13 protein-coding genes and 1 tRNA gene are annotated in these 15,017 nt (G+C 63.4%); 7 read left to right on the top strand and 7 right to left on the bottom strand.

Annotated features, from left to right (window positions below; translation table 11 throughout):
* Positions 1-170: 170 nt before the first annotated feature.
* From J2X53_RS07325 to J2X53_RS07305, 5 genes are all read left to right on the top strand, one after another.
* On the top strand, positions 171-1,112 hold the full coding sequence (locus J2X53_RS07325) for a D-ribose ABC transporter substrate-binding protein (RefSeq protein ID WP_349036820.1): 942 nt from the start codon (positions 171-173) through the stop codon (positions 1,110-1,112).
* A gap of 60 nt (positions 1,113-1,172) precedes the next feature.
* Positions 1,173-1,817 carry a DUF2291 family protein gene (locus J2X53_RS07320; protein WP_349036819.1) on the top strand — a complete coding sequence of 215 codons (645 nt, stop codon included), beginning with the start codon at positions 1,173-1,175 and terminating at the stop codon, positions 1,815-1,817.
* Complete coding sequence (locus J2X53_RS07315) at positions 1,814-3,376, top strand: sugar ABC transporter ATP-binding protein (RefSeq protein WP_349036818.1); 1,563 nt, start codon at positions 1,814-1,816, stop codon at positions 3,374-3,376. The genes J2X53_RS07320 and J2X53_RS07315 overlap by 4 nt, the downstream gene beginning before the upstream one ends.
* A complete protein-coding gene (locus J2X53_RS07310; RefSeq protein WP_349036817.1) occupies positions 3,373-4,452 on the top strand; it encodes an ABC transporter permease in 1,080 nt (359 codons plus the stop codon). The genes J2X53_RS07315 and J2X53_RS07310 overlap by 4 nt, the downstream gene beginning before the upstream one ends.
* 76 nt (positions 4,453-4,528) lie before the next feature.
* A complete protein-coding gene (locus J2X53_RS07305) occupies positions 4,529-5,338 on the top strand; it encodes a DeoR/GlpR family DNA-binding transcription regulator (protein WP_349036816.1) in 810 nt (269 codons plus the stop codon).
* A gap of 285 nt (positions 5,339-5,623) precedes the next feature.
* On the opposite strand, the gene J2X53_RS07300 is transcribed toward J2X53_RS07305, so the two are convergent.
* Positions 5,624-5,699 (bottom strand) — tRNA-Lys (locus tag J2X53_RS07300).
* A gap of 97 nt (positions 5,700-5,796) precedes the next feature.
* Between J2X53_RS07300 and dapF the strand changes: the two genes are divergently transcribed.
* Together dapF and mtaB are read left to right on the top strand one after the other, a co-directional pair.
* On the top strand, positions 5,797-6,639 hold the full coding sequence (gene dapF / locus J2X53_RS07295) for a diaminopimelate epimerase (protein ID WP_349036815.1): 843 nt from the start codon (positions 5,797-5,799) through the stop codon (positions 6,637-6,639).
* Positions 6,636-7,904, top strand: coding sequence for a tRNA (N(6)-L-threonylcarbamoyladenosine(37)-C(2))-methylthiotransferase MtaB (gene mtaB / locus J2X53_RS07290; protein ID WP_349036814.1), 1,269 nt, complete (start codon positions 6,636-6,638; stop codon positions 7,902-7,904). Before dapF ends, mtaB begins: the two co-directional genes overlap by 4 nt.
* A gap of 63 nt (positions 7,905-7,967) precedes the next feature.
* Here mtaB and J2X53_RS07285 read toward each other — a convergent pair whose 3' ends face one another.
* From J2X53_RS07285 to J2X53_RS07260, 6 genes are all read right to left on the bottom strand, one after another.
* Positions 7,968-9,077: a glycoside hydrolase family 88 protein gene (locus J2X53_RS07285; protein WP_349036813.1), complete on the bottom strand. Its 1,110-nt coding sequence runs from the start codon at positions 9,075-9,077 to the stop codon at positions 7,968-7,970.
* The gene (locus J2X53_RS07280; protein ID WP_349036812.1) at positions 9,071-10,543 is read right to left on the bottom strand and encodes a glycoside hydrolase family 28 protein; all 1,473 of its coding nucleotides are present in this window, start codon (positions 10,541-10,543) and stop codon (positions 9,071-9,073) included. Before J2X53_RS07280 ends, J2X53_RS07285 begins: the two co-directional genes overlap by 7 nt.
* A 62-nt stretch (positions 10,544-10,605) precedes the next feature.
* Entirely contained in the window at positions 10,606-11,862 is a 1,257-nt protein-coding gene (locus tag J2X53_RS07275; RefSeq protein WP_349036811.1) for an ABC transporter substrate-binding protein, read from the bottom strand.
* Positions 11,863-11,874: 12 nt separating this feature from the next.
* Positions 11,875-12,975 carry a sn-glycerol-3-phosphate ABC transporter ATP-binding protein UgpC gene (gene ugpC, locus J2X53_RS07270; RefSeq protein ID WP_349036810.1) on the bottom strand — a complete coding sequence of 367 codons (1,101 nt, stop codon included), beginning with the start codon at positions 12,973-12,975 and terminating at the stop codon, positions 11,875-11,877.
* A gap of 4 nt (positions 12,976-12,979) precedes the next feature.
* Positions 12,980-13,834 carry a carbohydrate ABC transporter permease gene (locus J2X53_RS07265; RefSeq protein WP_349036858.1) on the bottom strand — a complete coding sequence of 285 codons (855 nt, stop codon included), beginning with the start codon at positions 13,832-13,834 and terminating at the stop codon, positions 12,980-12,982.
* Between the two features lie 63 nt (positions 13,835-13,897).
* Positions 13,898-14,773: a sugar ABC transporter permease gene (locus J2X53_RS07260; RefSeq protein WP_349036809.1), complete on the bottom strand. Its 876-nt coding sequence runs from the start codon at positions 14,771-14,773 to the stop codon at positions 13,898-13,900.
* Positions 14,774-15,017: the final 244 nt, after the last annotated feature.

Below are 15,017 nucleotides of genomic sequence, written 5' to 3'. Positions count from 1 at the left end.
CGCATGCAGCATCTTTGGCTGCACATGCAGAATGCGGCCAATTTCGATCCGGGGGTTAACCGAAATAAATACGCATCAAACGAAAACACTTGACGCGAAACGTAAACGAGTCGCAGAAATACGGCAGAGGAGTCGCCCCCAGTTCCGGGGGCATAAGGGAGGAAAACCACATGAACCTGAAACGCCGCCTGCTGGTGTCGACTGTTGCGCTTGCCTTTGCCGGGGCGCTGCCATCCTTTGCTGCTGCCGAAGGCACCATCGCAATCATCACCCCCAGCCATGACAACCCGTTCTTCAAGGCCGAAGCCGACGGCGCTGCCGCCAAGGCGGTCGAGCTGGGCTATGAGGCCATGATCCTTGTGCATGACGACGATGCCAACAAGCAAAGCCAGCTGTTCGACAGCGCCATTGCTGCGGGCGTCAAGGCGATCATCCTCGACAACGCCGGCGCCGATGCCTCGGTTGCGGCCGTGCAAAAGGCCAAGGATGCGGGCATTCCGTCGTTCCTGATCGACCGCGAAATCACCTCGACCGGCGTGGCCGTCAGCCAGATCGTGTCGAACAACTATCAGGGCGCGCAACTGGGCGCCGAAGAGTTCGTCCGCCTGATGGGCGAGGGCGGTGAATATGCCGAACTGCTGGGCCGGGAATCCGACACCAATGCCGGGATCCGCAGCCAGGGCTACCACGACGTGATCGACCAATATCCTGATCTGAAGATGGTCGCTCAGCAAACTGCCAACTGGTCGCAGACCGAAGCCTATACGGTCATGGAATCGATGCTGCAGGCCAATCCGGGCATCAAGGGCGTGATCTCGGGCAATGACACGATGGCCATGGGGGCCTGGGCCGCGCTGGAAGCTGCGGGGCGCACGGACGTGATCGTGGTCGGCTTTGACGGCTCGAATGACGTGCGCGACAGCATTCAAAAGGGCGGCATCAAGGCCACCGTGCTGCAGCCTGCCTATGCTCAGGCCCAGATGGCGGTGATGCAGGCCGACCAGTTCCTCAAGACCGGGGCGACGGGTCTGGATGAAAAGCAGCTGATGGATTGTGTGCTGATCACCGCGGACAATGCCGCGAAACTGGAAACCTTTGCTCTGGCCGAGTGAGGACAAATGCCGGCGCGCGCACCTTTGCGCGCGCCGGTGCTTTTACAGTGACGGGGTCTCATGAAACAGCTTGCCCTTACCGCAGCCTGCGTGGCGGCGGTCCTTTCGCTTTCCGCCTGCAAGATCGTCAAGACCGGCAGCACTGAAGGCAGCGCCCCTGCGGCCGATGCCAGCGGCGACGATGCCCGCATCGCCGCCCTGATGGCTGACACGTGGGAGCCAAAGCTGATCCCTGCGATCACCGAACGCGCCCTGACCCCCGCCGCCTTGCGCAATGCCATCGCGGGCGGGCTGGACGCCGCCGGGGCTGCGCATGGCAAGCCCGGCTCGGGGGCCGGGGCCGCCTGGAATTTTGCCGTCACCGGCGAGGGTGTCGTGACCGCCGCCAATCTGGAAAGCCGCGCCCGCATGCTGGAGGTGGATACCGATGCTGATGGCACCGCCGATCTGACCCTGCAACTGGGCCCGGTGGTGCGGGGCAGCGCTTTGCGCGACTTCTCCCCGTTCTACGATTTCTCCGGCTTCCGCGATCAGATCGAGTTTGCCAAACTGGGCCGCGCGCTGAACGACGCCGCCAGTGCGCGCCTGACCGTGCCCGACGGTGACCCCACCGGCAAGACGGTGAGCTTCACCGGCGTTCTCGCCCTGAAATCCCCGACCGAAGCCTGGCTGTTGACACCGATCGCGGTCGGGGTGATGCGATGACCGGGGCCCATCCGATTGGCCTGACCATTCGCGGCGGCGTCAAGGTCTATCCCGGCACCCGCGCGCTGAAAGGCGTGGATTTCGATCTGCGCATGGGCGCGGTCAATGTGCTGGTCGGCGAGAATGGGGCGGGCAAATCCACGCTGATGAAGGTGATCGCCGGCGTCGAAGATCTGACCGAGGGCGAGGTTTTCCTGAACGGTCAGCCGGTCAACTTCCGCACGAAGGCCGAGGCGGTGGCGGCGGGCATCGGAATCGTGTTTCAGGAACTGAACCTGTTTCCCAATCTGACGGTGGCCGAGAATATCTTCATCGGGCGCGAACCGACCCGCGCGGGCATCGACATTGATCGCGACAGGCAGCGGCGCGAAACCGCCGCGCTGATGCAACGGCTGGAACAGCCGATCGACCCCGACACCCCGCTCGGGCATCTGCGCATCGGCCAGCAGCAGATTGTCGAGATTGCCAAGGCCTTGGCGCAGGACGCGAAAATCCTGATACTTGATGAACCCACCTCGGCGCTGTCAGCTGCCGAATGCGAAGTGCTGTTCCGCATCATTGATGACCTCAAGGCGCAAGGCGTCGGCATTGTCTATATCAGCCACCGGCTCGAAGAGCTGATCCGCGTCGGCGATTACATCACCGTGCTGCGCGATGGCGAGATCACCGGCGCGCGGGCGATGGCGGGCGTGGATATTCCGTGGATCGTACAGGCAATGATCGGCGGCAGTTCCAAGGAATTTGGCCGAACCGAAGCCGCCGCCTTTGGCGACGAGGTTTTCCGCGCCGAAGACATCACCCTGCCGCGAAAGGGTGGCGGCTATGCGGTGGATCACCTGTCGCTGTCGATCCGCGCCGGTGAAATCGTCGGACTTTACGGGTTGATGGGCGCGGGGCGCACCGAATTTGTCGAATGCATCATGGCCCAGCACCCGCATTCCGGCGGCCGGTTCTTTGTCGAAGGCAAGGCCCTGACCGAAAAGGATGTGACCGGCCGGATCAAGCGCGGCATCGCGCTGATCCCCGAAGACCGCAAACGCGACGGGCTGGTGCAGATCATGGCGATCCGCGAGAATATCACCCTGTCCGCGCTGCAACGCTTTGCCCGGGTCTTCCATCTGGATCTGAAAGCCGAGGCCGAAACCGCCCGGCAGTTCATCAAGGATCTGACCATCAAGATCGCCAGCCCGGAAAACCCGGTCTCCAGCCTGTCGGGCGGCAACCAGCAAAAGGTGGTGATCGGCAAGGCGCTGATGACCAACCCGAAAATCCTGCTGATGGACGAACCCTCACGCGGGATCGACATCGGGGCCAAGGCCGAGGTGTTCCGCCTGATGCGCACACTGGCGGCGCAGGGTCTGGGCATCCTGTTCGTCACGTCAGATCTGGATGAGGTTCTGGCCCTGTCGGACCGTATCATCGTCATGGCCAATGGCCGCATCACCGGCGAATTTCCGGCGGGCACCGATGCCGCGCGGGTCATTGCCGCAACCTCGCCCAAATCCGCCCAAGCCCCTGACACGACCGCCCGGAACAAGACCAAGGAGTCCGCCGCATGACCGCCGCCCCCGTTTCCGCCCCCGCGATCAGCCCCGGCACCTCTGCCCTGTTGTTCCTGCTGCGCGCCCGTACCTTTGTCGCGCTGATCCTTGTGTTCACCTATTTCGCGGTGATGGCGCCGAATTTCCTCAGCCTCGCCAATGCCGTGATCATCTCGAAACACGTCGCGCTGAATGCCTTTCTGGCCATCGGCATGACCTTTGTCATCATCACCGGCGGTATCGACCTGTCGGTTGGCTCCATCGTCGGCTTATGCGGCATGGTGGCGGGGTGGCTGGTGATCAACGGCATTGATCTGGGGATGCTGGGGATCGGCTATTCGATCCAGTTCAACTCTCTGGAGGTCGCGGTGCTGACAGTGATTGTCGGCATGTTCGTCGGGCTGATCAATGGGCTGCTGATCACACGGCTGAACGTCGCCCCCTTTATCGCGACCCTTGGCACGCTCTATGTCGCGCGCGGGGCTGCGCTGTTGTCGTCGGGCGGGCGGACCTTCCCGAACCTGCAGGGCAATGCCGAATACGGGTCTGACAGCTTCCCCTTTATCGGGTCGGGCACGGTTCTGGGCCTGCCCTTCATGGTCTGGCTGCTGATCGCCGTGGCGCTGGTCGCGGCTTACCTCGCCAACCGCACGCCGCTGGGCCGCCACATCTACGCCGTCGGCGGCAATGAGCGTGGCGCGGCCCTGTCGGGGGTAAAGGTCAATCAGGTCAAGATTTTCGTCTACGTCTTCTCTGGCTTTTGCGCGGCATTGGTCGGCGTCATCATCGCCAGCCAGTTGCAGGCCGCGCACCCGGCCACCGGCGAGACCTTCGAGCTCAATGCCATCGCCGCCGCCGTGCTGGGCGGCACCTCGATGGCGGGCGGGCGCGGGCGGATCGGCGGCACCATTGTCGGGGCGTTTGTCATCGGCATCCTGTCCGACGGGCTGATCATGATGGGCGTCTCATCCTTCTGGCAAACGGTGATCAAGGGTCTTGTCATCATCGCGGCTGTGGTGATTGATCAGGCACAAAGCAAGCTGCAGGCCCGCGTCGCGCTGCAACAAGAGGCGGCGGCCAGCCGCGCCGCGTGACGACCCTTTGCCAAATGGTCTTGATGGCGTAGAACCCGGACGGATCCTGCATTCATTCTGAACGGAGCCTGACCTCGTGCAGCAAAAGCCCATCATCGCACGCGACGACTCGATGGTCGGGCTGCTGTCTGAACCACGCCGCCGCCGGATTCTGGAGTGGATTCAGGAAGAGGGTGCCGCCCGCGTCCGCGATCTGGCCGCCGCCTTTCAGGTGTCCGAGGCGACGATCCGGCAGGATCTGGAAAAGCTGGACCAGGAGGGGCATGTCACCCGCGAACATGGCGGGGCCTTTCTCAACTCCATGCCGGTGCAGGTCCAGAGCCTTGTGCTGCACCATCAGGAAAACATGGACAAAAAGCGCCGCATCGGGGCGCTGGCGGCTTCTCTGGTCAAGGATGGCGAAACCCTGATCCTTGATGCCGGCACCACCACGACCGAGGTGGCGTTGCGTCTGGTCAACCGCAAGAACCTGACGGTCATCACCAATGCGCTGAACATCGCCATCACCCTCGGGGCCGTGCCGGGGTTTCAGGTGCATATGCCCGGGGGTCAGTTCAAGGCACCGACCCTGTCGCTGTCGGGCGACAAGTCGGTGGATTACTTCCGCAACATCTTTGCCGGAAAACTGTTTCTGGCCACCGCAGGCGTCGGGTTGGATTCGGGGCTGACCTATCCCAGCTTTGCCGATCTGCAACTGAAAGAGGCCATGATCCGCGCCGCCTCGCATGTGTTTCTGGTGGCAGATTCGACCAAGATCAACAAAAGCTCTTTCACCCGCCTTGGCGCGCTGGAGGTGATCCACTCTTTCATAACCGATGACGGCATCTCGGATGCCGATGCCAAGGAGTTCGAGGCCCGCGGCATCGCCCTGCTGATCGCGAGCTGACCGCGCAGCCCCGTCTCCGGGCTCAGCCCGTCGCTGACCGGACCCCACACGCACAAACCAGCCGCATGCCCGCGGTCTATGAAGTGCATCTGATGCAGGGCGATCAGTGATAAGGCCCCAGATCAGCCTGGAATATGCTTTGGCGCGGAGAAACGCGCGCACCTGAGGGTCGCTCGGGCATGACAACAACGCTGTCTTTGTCAGCGACGCCTTTGTCTGCAAGGACTGAACGCAGTACGCAATGCCAATGCGTACCTGTGGTCTTGCAACAGAAGATATTAAAAGTGGTGAGCCGGACAGGATTCGAACCTGTGACCCGCTGATTAAAAGTCAGCTGCTCTACCAACTGAGCTACCGGCCCACAACTTGGGCGCTGATTAAGGTCAGCAACGGGTGGGGTCAAGGGCAAAAGATGCAGGCTCTGGCAAATATCCCTGATCGGGCGTATATGCCGCCGCATGGACCATATGACCCCGCCAACCGGCCTGCCCTTTCTGAAAATGCACGGCGCAGGCAATGACTTCGTGGTGATCGACTCGCGCGGGCGCGGGGCGGTGACGACACCTGCGCTGGCGCGGGCTTTGGGCGACCGGAATCGCGGGGTCGGCTTTGACCAGCTGGCCGAAATCCGCGATGGTGCGGCAGGGGCCGACTTTACCCTCGATTTCTGGAACAGCGATGGCAGCCGTGCCGGGGCTTGCGGCAATGCCACGCGCTGTGTGTCAGATCTGGTGATGCGCGGGCTGGGGCAGGATGCGGTCACCCTGACCACCGCGCGTGGCACTCTGGCGGCGGTGCGCCTGCCCGATGGCCGGGTGTCGGTCAACATGGGCCCGCCACAACTCGACTGGCCGTCGGTGCCACTGTCCCATGCTGTGGACCCCCTGCATCTGCCGTTGCCCGGCGATCCGGTCGCGGTCGGCATGGGGAACCCGCATTGCGTGCTGTTTGTCGCCGATGCCGAGGCGGTGGATGCGGCGGGCCTTGGCCAACGTTACGAGCATGACCCGCTGTTCCCCCAGCGCACCAATGTCGAATTTGCCTCGCTCATCGGCCCCGATCACCTGCGCATGCGGGTGTGGGAGCGTGGCACCGGGATTACCCTTGCCTGCGGCTCGGGGGCCTGTGCCACCGCTGTGGCCGCGCATCTGCGCGGGTTGACCGGGCGTCAGGTGACGCTCGACCTTGATGGCGGTGTGTTACAGGTAGACTGGCGCGACGATGGCGTCTGGATGACCGGGCCGGTCGCGCATGTGTTTGACGGCTGGCTCACGCCCGATTTTCTGACGGCCTACCGATGACCGCCCCGGTGTTCGCCACCCTTGGCTGCCGCCTGAACGCCTACGAATCCGAGGCGATGAAGGAACTGGCCGATGCTGCCGGTCTGCAAGGCGCGGTGATCGTCAACACCTGCGCCGTCACGGCCGAGGCCGTGCGCAAGGCCAAGCAGGAAATCCGCCGCCTGTCGCGCGAAAATCCCGGTGCGCCGGTGATCGTGACCGGCTGCGCGGCGCAGACCGAACCCGAAACCTTTGCCGCCATGGCCGAGGTCACCCGCGTGATCGGCAACCATGAAAAGATGCAGCCCGCCACCTGGACCGGCCTCGCCGGTCCGGATTTCATCGGCCAGACCGAGCGCGTTCAGGTCGATGACATCATGTCGGTGCGCGAAACGGCAGGCCACCTGATCGACGGCTTTGGCCGCCACCGCGCCTATGTTCAGGTGCAGAACGGCTGCGACCACCGCTGCACCTTCTGCATCATTCCTTACGGTCGCGGCAATTCCCGCTCTGTGCCCGCAGGCGTGGTGATCGACCAGATCAAACGGCTGGTGGACAAGGGCTTTAACGAGGTGGTGCTGACCGGCGTTGACCTCACCTCCTGGGGCGCTGACCTGCCCGCCACGCCACGTCTGGGCGATCTGGTGATGCGCATCCTGCGGCTGGTGCCAGACCTGCAACGCCTGCGGATTTCGTCGATCGACAGCATCGAGGCGGATGACAACCTGATGCTGGCCATCGCCACCGAACCGCGCCTGATGCCGCACCTGCACCTGTCCTTGCAGGCGGGCGACGACATGATCCTGAAGCGGATGAAGCGCCGTCATCTGCGCGACGATGCGATCCGCTTCTGCGAAGATGCGCGCCGGTTGCGGCCCGACATGGTGTTCGGGGCCGATATTATCGCGGGCTTTCCGACTGAAACCGAAGCGATGTTCGACAACAGCCTGAAGCTGGTCGATGACTGCGGCCTGACCTTTCTGCACGTGTTTCCCTTCAGCCCGCGCAAGGGCACGCCTGCCGCCCGGATGCCCCAGCTCAAGGGCCCCGAGATCAAGGCCCGCGCCGCGCAGCTGCGCGCCAAGGGCGAGGCAGCGCTGACTCGCCACCTGCAGGCGCAGCTGGGCCAGACCCACCGCATCCTGATGGAAGGCCCGCGCATGGGCCGGACCGAGCAGTTTACCGAGGTGGATGTCAGCACGGATCAGCCCGAAGGGCAGATCATCACCGCGCGGATCGACGGATTCGGCACCACGCGCCTGGTGGCGCACACCGGGCTGGCCTGAGAGCCTCCGGCGGGAGTATTTTGCAAGCAGCAACCGGGGGCGCGGGCCTGTACCTGCCGGGATTTATCCCGCCGCAACCCGGTCATCAGCCTGCGCCTTTGCCACCCCGGACAGCGCCACCGCATAGGCCATCATCAGTGGCCCGGTGCCCTTGGCATCATCGCTGACCAGCTTTTCGGTCAGGTAGTATTCCGGGCTGCCATCACGGTAAGTGCCGGAAAATCCGCCCAGACCCGCCACATGGCAGATCCCGGTCAGCTGCACCTGATCACCAGCGGCCCAAAGATGACCGCGCAGAAAGCCCATCGCCCGGTCACGTGCCGCCCCAAGCCCCTGCACCGCCATGCCCTGCGCTTGGGCCGCGCCAAAGGCATAGGCGAACATCGCCGTTGCCGAGCTTTCCGTGTAATTGCCCGGCAGATCCGGCATGTTGATCACCTGCAACCAACCTCCATCTGCGGCCTGCAACCCGATCAGCCGCGACAGAAGCGCCTGTGTCGGGGCCATCAGGCCAGCGCGGTCAAACGCATCCGGTCCGACCAGCGCCGCGCAATCGACCAGCGCCATCGCCTGCCAGCCAAGGGCGCGCGCCCAGACACTTGCCGACTGCCCCGACCCGGCATCGGCCCATTCCTGCACCCGCGCCGCATCGTAGCCATGCGCGTAAAGCCCGTCGCCGCGCAGGGTCAGATCCAGCGCCGAGCGCAGTTGGGCCAGCGCATCACGCTCCAGCTCGGGCGCCTGCGCGGCCTGCGCATATTCAATCTGAAACGGCAGGCCCATGTACAGCCCGTCAAGCCAGACCTGATGCGGATAGCGCAGTTTGTGCCAGTAATTGCCACTTTTGGTGCGCGGATGCGTCGCCAGCTGCCGCGCCAGCAGGGTTGCCGCCCGCATCCAGCGCGGATCTTTGGTCCAGCGGTCCAGCGCAAACAGCACCCGGCCCGACAGGATGTTGTCGATGTTGTACTCATCAATGCGGTAACCCGACAGCGCGCCGTCCGCCGCGACCTGCGGCCCTGCCAGCCGCAGCAGATGGTCACGCCAGCGCGCCTCTCCGGTCGCCTCGTCCAGCAGCAGCAGCCCGCGATAGATGCAGCCATCTTCATAGCACCAGGCCCCATCCTTATAGGGCTGATAGCGCGCGGCGAAGGCGTCGAAATACTCTAGCATGGCAAAAACTCCTTCACCGTCAGCGCCCCGCGCACCAGATGCTCCGGCGCGTCAATCTCGCAATGCTCAGCCAGCACCCCGGCCCCCGACACCGCCGCCACCCCGTCCGCCATCAGCGGCGGCGCAGGCGCGGCCTCGGCAAAGCTGACACTGGCCTCGGTGATACGCACCCCCAGCACCGGCGCTTCCGGCAATCCAAGGCAGGCGGCAAAGGCCAGCCGCACCCTGCGCGCGTCGATCCGCTCCAGCGTGATGTTGCGTACGGCCGGAGTCAGCTCCGTTACCGGCAGCGCCGCCCGTGATTGCACGGCAGCGGAATGCCCGTCATGGTCACAGAAATAATGCATGTTGATCGCCAGCACGGTATCCACCCGGTCAAAGCTCACGTCCGACAGGTGAATGCCCGACACCACGCCGCCGCGCCCGCGCCGGGTCTTGATCCGCAAGCCGCGGTCGGTGCCCGCCATCTCGCATTGCGACACCCGCACATCCGATACCCCGCCCGACATTTCCGAGCCGATGACCACGCCGCCATGGCCGTCCTCCATCCGGCAATGCCGGATGCGCACGTTGCGCGTCGGGTGCAGATGCTCTGCCCCGCCCGCATCGGTCCGCTTGCCCGCCTTGATGGCGATGCAATCGTCGCCGGTGGAAAAATGCACGCCCTCGATCACCACGCCGTCGCAGCTTTCGGGGTTCAGCCCGTCGGTGTTGGGGCTGTCGGCGGGGTTCTGCACGGTGATCCCGGCAAAGGTGATGCTGCGGCACAGATAGGGATGCAGCGTCCAGCTCGGGGAATTGGTGAACACCGGGCCAAGCACGGTGATGTCCTCGCAGCCGATCAGATGCAGCAACCGGGCCCGGCGCGCGCCGTTGCGCGTCTCTTTCGGCCATGACCACCAGTCGCCGCGCGCGCCGCCGCCATCGACAAGGCCGGGGCCGGAAATGGTGATGCCCTGTGCGTCGATTGCCGTCAGGATGCCGCGATAGCAGGCATCGGGCAGACCCTCCCAGCTGCCACCCTGACCGGCGGTCAGGATCGGAAACCGGTCACGCTCCGCCGGGGCCAGCAGCTCTGCGCCGGATGCCAGCCAGATATGCCGGTGCGACGGGATCAGCAGCGGGTCGATCTCCCATTGCCCTGCCGGAATGATCAGCGTGCCGCCATCGGGCAGACCGTCCAGCAGCGCTTGCGCCTGTGCCGGATCGTCCAGCGTGACGGCACCGGCGCAAGGCGGCGTGGTAAATTCCAGCGCGGCAAACCCCGCCGCCTCCATCCGCAAGGCACAGCCCGGCGGCAGATCATGCAGCACGGTGATGGCGCGGTCTGTGGCGCCGCGCCGGTCAACACCCGCGCCGGTCAGATGCCACTCCACCGTTTTGGGCAAAGAGTACTGGGCGCCGGGCATGTCAAAGCGCAGGGCCACCGCGCGGGGCGTGACGGCCACAAGGTCAATGGGTCGCATCGGGGTCTGATCCTGTTGGGGCCGGGGCGCGCATGGGCGTGCGCCCCGGCAGATGTCATCGGTTACTGGAACTGACGCAGGCCACGGTTGATATCGTCAATCATACCCTCGGCGGCATCTTCGGCACTGATCTGGTCATAAGCCATGTTTTCCAGATAATCGGCAAAGGCCTCGCGCACGCGCGGATGCTCGTTGAACGGCGACACCACCGGCCCGGTGCCTTCCAGAACAATGCTGTTCGCCGCCGCCACATTCGGGTGGATCAGGTCTTTCTCGGACAACAGGTCAAAGGCCACCTTGCTGGCCGGAACGCCGCGCGAATCCGACAGGATCTCGATGGCCTGCGGGTCGTTCAGCAGGCAGTTGACCACCTCGGCCGCAGCCTTGGGGTTCTTGGAATTGCGCGAGATCGAAAACAGCATCGACGGCTTGCTATAGGTCGCCTCGGTCACCGCGCCGTCGATTTGCAGCATCTTGACCGGCACCAGCTCCTGTTCGGCCCCCAGCGGGTCGGCATATTTGGCATAGGCCGAGTCCCATTCATAGGTGCCTGCGATCCGGCCATCGGCCCAGGGGCGCATCTCGAACAGCTCGATATTGCCTTCGCCCGCCACCTGCTTCCAGTCGCGGATCGCGCCCGCTTCGACCAGCGACTGATAGAACTGAATGCCCGCCAGCAGCTCTTCCGGCGTCCAGGCCACGGTGTTGGCTTCCGGGTCGATCAGATCCTTGCCGGTAGCCTGAGTGACCGCCATCGACACCAGAAAGATCGCGTTCAGACCTGCCGCTTCGAACGGGTAAACATCCGCCCCCAGCTTTTCGCGCAGCACCGGGGCGGCGGCGATCACCTCTTCCCATGTGGTCGGCACAGCCAGCCCGGCTTTGTCAAAGGTGGTCTTGTTGAACATGTAGACCCGCCCGGTGGTCGAGACCGGAATGCCGTTCAGCACGCCATTCATCTCGCCGCCCGCAAGCTGCGCTTCGGTGAACTGTGTCAGGTCAATCACATCGGCATGCTCGCGCAGATCGGCAAAACCGCTGCCATCGGCCGAGAACAGCGGCAGCCAGGGCCAGTTGATCTGCATGATGTCCGCCTCGGTCCGCCCGGCGATCTGGGTGGTGATCCGCTCCTGGTGGCCGGACCAGCCGGTGAATTCCGCCGCGACCGTGTGGCCGAATTTCGGGCCGCAATAATTCAGCGCCTCCTGCGTCTGCAGGTGGCGGGCATCGCCGCCCCACCAGGACATGCGCAGGTCTTCGGCCTGTGCCGTGGTCGCCAACAGGCCGGTGGTCAGGATCGTGGTTGCAAGAAGTCTCATTGAATTCCTCCCTCAGTGAGATTGCGACAGCGAGATATTCTCGCCGGTCTGGTCGAAAACATGGGTCATGCCGGGGTCGAGGGTCAGGCTGACATCCGCCCCGCGGTCCAGCCCGGCGTAGTCGGCGGCGGGCAGCACAGCGACCAGCCGCGCGCCATCCACCGCCAGATGCAGCACCACCTCGTGCCCCATGAACTCGGCACCGACGAGCTGAGCCTGCAGGCCGGGGCCTTCGTTTATGCCCAGATGTTGCGGGCGGATGCCAAGGGTCACGGTGCCGGAATGCGGCTTCAACCGCGCCATCAGCTCATCCGGCAGCGCCACCGACTGCGCCCCCAGATGGAAGGTCGCGCCGTCCAGCCGCCCCTCGATCAGGTTCATTTCCGGGCTGCCGATGAACCCGGCGACAAAGGCATTGGCGGGCCGGTCGTACAGCGTTTTGGGGTCGGCCACCTGCATGATATGGCCATCCTTCATCACACAAATCCGGTCGCCCATCGTCATCGCCTCGGTCTGGTCATGGGTGACATAGACCACCGTGGAAGACATGCCCTCGGCCTTCAGCCGCTTGTGCAGATCGGTGATCCGCACCCGCATCGACGCGCGGAGTTTCGCATCCAGGTTCGACAACGGCTCGTCGAACAAAAACACCTCCGGCTGCTTGATCAGCGCCCGGCCCAGCGCCACCCGCTGCGCCTGCCCGCCCGACAGCTCTTTCGGCAGACGGTCCAGCAACGGCTCGATTTCCAGAATCCGCGCCACCTCCGCCGTCTTGCGCTCGATCTCTGCCTTCGGGGTCCGCATCAGCCGCAGGCCAAAGGACAGGTTCTTGCGCACCTTCATATGTGGGTAGAGCGCATAGTTCTGGAACACCATCGCAATGCCGCGCTTGCCCGGTTGCAGCCGGTTCACCACCTGGTCGCCGATCACGATCTCGCCGCCCGAAATGCTTTCCAGCCCGGCAATCATCCGCAGCGTGGTGGATTTGGCGCAGCCGGACGGGCCAACCAGCACCATGAACTCGCCGTCTTCGACATCCAGATTGATGCCATGCACCGCCTTGAACGTATTGGCATAGGTTTTCTCAAGGTTGCGGATCTGAAGTCTTGCCATTGGATTATCCTTTCACTCCACCAGCCGAGATGCCCTCGATGAAGTAACGTTGTGCGATGAAGAACACGATCAGGGCAGGCAGCAGCGCCAGCACCGACATGGCCAGAATGCGGTTCCAGTCAAAGGCTTCGGTCGTGTCGATCGACAGTTTCAGCGCCAGACTGACCGGGAAGCTTTCGACCGATGACAGATAGATCAGCGGCCCGAGGAAATCGTTCATCGTCCACATGAACTGGAACAGCATGACCGAGATCAGCGCGGGCAGCAGCATCGGCACCACGATGTAGATCAGGGTCTGAAAGCTGTTGGCCCCGTCCACCCGCGCCGCCTCTTCCATGTCGCGCGGAATGGCGCGCAGGAACTGCACCAGCATGAAGACAAAGAACGCATCCCCGGCAAACGCCGACGGCACCCAGAGCGGCAGATAGGTATCCAGCCAGCCCATTTCGCGGAACAGGATGTATTGCGGGATCCGGGTGACCACGTTGGGCAAGAGCAGCGTGGCGATCAGGCTGGCAAACAGGATCTTCTTGCCCGGAAACTCGAACCGGGCAAAGCCGTAAGCCACAACAGCACAGGAAATCGCGGTAAAGATGGTCTTTGGCAGGATGATCAGAAACGTGTTCCAGAAAAACCGGCCAAAGGTATAGGGGGTCGAGGTTTCCCAGCCCTTGCGATAGCCATCCAGCGTCGGCTCCTGCGGGATGAACCCGATGGAGCCGAAGATCTCGGCATTGGTCTTGAACGAGGCTCCCACCAGCCAGAGCAGCGGATAGAGCATGATGAAGCCGACCACGGTCAGCAGCGTATAGCGGACAAAGGTCTGGATCTGTTCGGCGCGGCGGTCTTCCTGCGTCAAGGCAATTGCCTTGGACGGGGTGACCGCGCTCAGCGGCGGGTGGGTGTTTACGTTGCTCATGGCTCAGCTCCTCTTGTCGCCGGCGTAATAGACCCACTTCTTCGATGACCAGAACGCGGCGACGGTCAGCACCATGATGATGATGAACAAAACCCATGCGATGGCCGAGGCGTAGCCCATGTTGAAGTTCTTGAACGCCTCGTCATAAATATACAGCGGCAACAGATAGGTAGACTTCAGTGGGCCGCCGCCGGTGATGACATAGGGGCCGTTGAACTCTTGAAACGCCTGCACCATCTGCATGATCAGGTTGAAGAAAATCACCGGCGTGATCAGCGGCAGGGTGATGTGGTAAAAGCTGGCCCATTTGCCCGCGCCCTCGATCGACGCCGCCTCGTACAGCGATTTGTCCACCGCCTGCAGCGCAGCCAGAAAGATCACCATGGCCGACCCGAACTGCCAGGTCCGCAGCAAAGTGATGGTGAACAGTGCGTTGACCGGATCACCGAACCAGTTGACCGCGTCCATCCCGAGCGAGGTCAGCACCAGATTGACCAGCCCGGCATCGGCAAAGATATAGCGCCACAGCACCGCCACCGCGATCGAGCCGCCCAGGATCGACGGCACATAATAGGCGGTGCGGAAGAACCCGATGGCGCGCAGCTTGTAGTTCAGGATCACCGCGATCAGCAGCGCAAAGGCCAGCTTGAACGGCACGGTCAGGAACACATACAAGAGCGTCACATTCAGCGACCGCTTGAAGGTGCGGTCCGTGGTCAGGTCACTGAAATTCGCCCAGCCCGACCAGACCGGCGCATTGATCAGGTTATAGTCGGTAAAGCTCAGGTACAGCGACCCCAGAAACGGGATCATCGTGAATACCAGCAACCCGATGATATAGGGTGCCAGATAGGCCAGCCCCATGTAGCGGCTTTCCATCGCTCACTCCTCCGTAAACTTGTGCAAGGTCTGATGATCCTGCCCCGGGCCGGCATAACCCGCAGAGGTGCCGCTCCGGCACTGTGTACCGGGATGTGATCGGGTATCATCAGGAAGGCGCTTCGCGCGCTGAAATCCTGTCATCAAATCGCTCCTCCCTCGATCCGATTGACTGTGCGGGATAGGCTCCGCAGTATGTGGTCAACTGATATGCCAGTTTGCAGGGCGTGGAAATTGACGAATC

It is taken from the genome of Pseudotabrizicola sp. 4114 (assembly GCF_031457365.1).
Lineage (GTDB): Bacteria > Pseudomonadota > Alphaproteobacteria > Rhodobacterales > Rhodobacteraceae > Pseudotabrizicola.
The sequence above is the reverse complement of the archived record's forward strand: the minus strand, read 5'-3'. Positions and strand labels throughout refer to the sequence as shown.

What these genes read in the sequence shown, in the direction of transcription:
- J2X53_RS07325 (WP_349036820.1), top strand. Translation starts at nt 171, where the DNA reads ATGAACCTGAAACGCCGCCTGCTGGTGTCGACTGTTGCGCTTGCCTTT.
- J2X53_RS07260 (WP_349036809.1), bottom strand. Translation starts at nt 14,773, where the DNA reads ATGGAAAGCCGCTACATGGGGCTGGCCTATCTGGCACCCTATATCATC.
- J2X53_RS07285 (WP_349036813.1), bottom strand. Translation starts at nt 9,077, where the DNA reads ATGCTAGAGTATTTCGACGCCTTCGCCGCGCGCTATCAGCCCTATAAG.
- ugpC (WP_349036810.1), bottom strand. Translation starts at nt 12,975, where the DNA reads ATGGCAAGACTTCAGATCCGCAACCTTGAGAAAACCTATGCCAATACG.
- mtaB (WP_349036814.1), top strand. Translation starts at nt 6,636, where the DNA reads ATGACCGCCCCGGTGTTCGCCACCCTTGGCTGCCGCCTGAACGCCTAC.
- J2X53_RS07275 (WP_349036811.1), bottom strand. Translation starts at nt 11,862, where the DNA reads ATGAGACTTCTTGCAACCACGATCCTGACCACCGGCCTGTTGGCGACC.
- J2X53_RS07320 (WP_349036819.1), top strand. Translation starts at nt 1,173, where the DNA reads ATGAAACAGCTTGCCCTTACCGCAGCCTGCGTGGCGGCGGTCCTTTCG.
- J2X53_RS07310 (WP_349036817.1), top strand. Translation starts at nt 3,373, where the DNA reads ATGACCGCCGCCCCCGTTTCCGCCCCCGCGATCAGCCCCGGCACCTCT.
- dapF (WP_349036815.1), top strand. Translation starts at nt 5,797, where the DNA reads ATGGACCATATGACCCCGCCAACCGGCCTGCCCTTTCTGAAAATGCAC.
- J2X53_RS07315 (WP_349036818.1), top strand. Translation starts at nt 1,814, where the DNA reads ATGACCGGGGCCCATCCGATTGGCCTGACCATTCGCGGCGGCGTCAAG.
- J2X53_RS07280 (WP_349036812.1), bottom strand. Translation starts at nt 10,543, where the DNA reads ATGCGACCCATTGACCTTGTGGCCGTCACGCCCCGCGCGGTGGCCCTG.